Here is a 1,683-nt window from a genome sequence, read left to right as displayed (position 1 = left end):
CGATCGATCGCTGGTCGACGCAGCGGGGACGCAGTCCTGGCAACGGGTCGCAACCGCCGAAGACGGCCCCAATCTGTCGGACTCCGTCATCCGATTTGCCACGGGTGATCCCGTGCTGCGTTTCCAACCACCCGAAGACGGAGACTATCGAATCACGGTCGCCGACTTGGACACGGGCCAATCACTCGGCGAACGCCAGCGGTATCAACTTGCCATCGGCCCACCCCACCAGGATTGGCAACTGCTGGCCTATCACGTCTATCCCCACAAAGACCCCAAGACGTCCCAACCTTCGGGAACGCATCTGATGCGCGGCGGGGCGACGACGATTCGTGTCTTCGTGATCCGGAACCAGATGTCGGCGCCGATTCAGGTTTCGATTCCCCAGTTGCCTCCCGGACTGGTTTGTCGTCCCGCCTGGATCGCGGCCAACCAAAACCACACCGACTTGGTGATCACCGCGACGGACCAGGCACCGACCCAACACAGTCCCTTGCAAGTGGTCGGCGAAGTCACCCGTGACGGCAAAAGCGAAACGCGACAGGCGCAGGCGGCATCGGTGATCTGGCAACAAGACGGCTATCGCCCCACCGCACACACGCGTTTGACCGATCCATTGAAGGTCGCGTCATCCGATCTCGACACCTGTCCGCTCAGCATCGACCCCGCCAGTCAGGACGTGGTGGTGGCGAAAAAAGGAACCAAGGTCACGGTCCCCATCAAGGTGACACGTCGCGAGGGAGGATCCGAAGCCGTCGTCTTGAGGGCTCAACACCTGCCACCGGGTGTCAGCGCCGGTGACCTGACGATCGCCAAAGACAAATCGGAAGCCGAGTGGACGATCGATGTAAAAAACAACGCCGCCGTCGGCAGCTACTCGTTCTGGGGTCAGGGCGAAACGAAGGTCAAGTTCTCCGTCAACCCGCAGGCACTGGCGCGCGAAATCCAGTACCGCGACACCCTGGAAACCATCCGAGCCGATCCCGACCGCTCCGGCGATCATGCAGAAATCGACAAGGCGATCGCGGAAACGGACAAGCGGATCGAAGCGATCAAAAAACAGGTCGCCGCCCGAGATTTTACCGTCTACGTCCCGATGAGTTTGATCACACTAGAGATCCAGTAAGCCGAGCGTGGATTCGGATTGGATCTCGTCGTAGCGTTTACTTTGGTACTGAGGGAGTTAGCGGAACGGCGCGAGCCGTCCGGTATGACCTTGAAAGACCGGAGGGCTCGCGCCCTGCCGCTAACAAGAAAACACCCTGACTGGTGTATAAGTAAGTAGCATTGGGCGCCAGCCTTCGGGCCCCACCCCTGGGACGACGACGCTCCTTCAGCGGCATGAGGCCCACACCCTCCCTCTCCCTCCCACCCCACACACCGCAATGATGCGTGCTTCATCGCTGCCTCTCGTCTTCTTGCTCTGCTGCCTTGGCTCCGCGGCGTTGGCCGAGCAAACCGACTCAGACCAGTCCGTCAGTTTCGCACGTGACATCGCTCCCATCTTGCAACGCAATTGCGTCGCCTGTCACCGCGCCAAACAAGCCGAGGGTGGACTGTCGCTGGAGACACATCAGGCGATCCAGGCCGGCGGCGACAGCGGATCGTTACTCGTTGCCAAGCAACCCGAATCGAGTGTGCTGTATCTGCGCGCCAGCGATGACGACGATCCGATGCCACCGG

General features: G+C 60.9%; 2 protein-coding genes. Both read left to right on the top strand.

What is annotated here, in order from left to right:
• Positions 1-1,126: hypothetical protein (locus ABX749_RS31955; protein WP_372899602.1), on the top strand; the 1,126-nt coding region annotated here is incomplete at its 5' end.
• Positions 1,127-1,385: 259 nt separating this feature from the next.
• The coding region (locus tag ABX749_RS31950) for a c-type cytochrome domain-containing protein (protein ID WP_372899601.1) at positions 1,386-1,683 on the top strand (298 nt) is incomplete at its 3' end.

Source organism: Stieleria sp., from assembly GCF_041595215.1.
GTDB classification, from domain to species: domain Bacteria; phylum Planctomycetota; class Planctomycetia; order Pirellulales; family Pirellulaceae; genus Stieleria; species Stieleria magnilauensis.
The sequence above is the reverse complement of the archived record's forward strand: the minus strand, read 5'-3'. Positions and strand labels throughout refer to the sequence as shown.